General features: G+C 44.3%; 2 protein-coding genes. Both read right to left on the bottom strand.

Going from position 1 to position 503, the window contains the following annotated elements; all coding sequences use genetic code 11:
* Positions 1 to 129 (bottom strand): ComEA family DNA-binding protein (locus O3661_RS10610; RefSeq protein WP_371493392.1); only part of this gene is annotated, 129 nt, incomplete at its 3' end.
* Between the two features lie 170 nt (positions 130 to 299).
* The coding region (locus tag O3661_RS10605; protein WP_371493391.1) for a hypothetical protein at positions 300 to 503 on the bottom strand (204 nt) is incomplete at its 5' end.

Raw genomic sequence — 503 nt, 5'->3', positions numbered from 1 at the left:
TTTCGCCTTAGCCGGACCGATACCCGGCAATGCCTCCAGTTCGGCAGAAGACGCGGTATTGATGTTCACGGCAGCCAAAGAGAACGCTGCACAGACGGCGGCAACTACACCAAATAAAAATTTCTTCATCAGATTTTTTCCCATAACGTGTTTGATTGAATCAGTCAGAAAGTCTACCAAATAGTTTATTCCACTCTGTAAACACTGTCGCATATACGGATAGGGCAACAGCCCATACCCGCATAAATGCTTACGACATATTAACGCAAATATCGTTCGATTTCAAATATTCTAAACGGTTAACCGTAACTTTCGGTACTTTTGTGCAAGAATAACAACAGGGTAAATATTTCCGATTCCAATACCAAGATGCACGAATACTCCATAAACACCGGCACATCACTATCCCAATGTTTGATCCCAACACCTGTTATCCCAATTCTGCCGCTAAACCGACAGAACCGACAGGCATGTAAAAAGCCCCCGACATCAGTCGGGGGCTT

It is taken from the genome of Neisseria sp. 20925_1_37 (assembly GCF_041433255.1).
Lineage (GTDB): Bacteria > Pseudomonadota > Gammaproteobacteria > Burkholderiales > Neisseriaceae > Neisseria > Neisseria flavescens_D.
The sequence above is the reverse complement of the archived record's forward strand: the minus strand, read 5'-3'. Positions and strand labels throughout refer to the sequence as shown.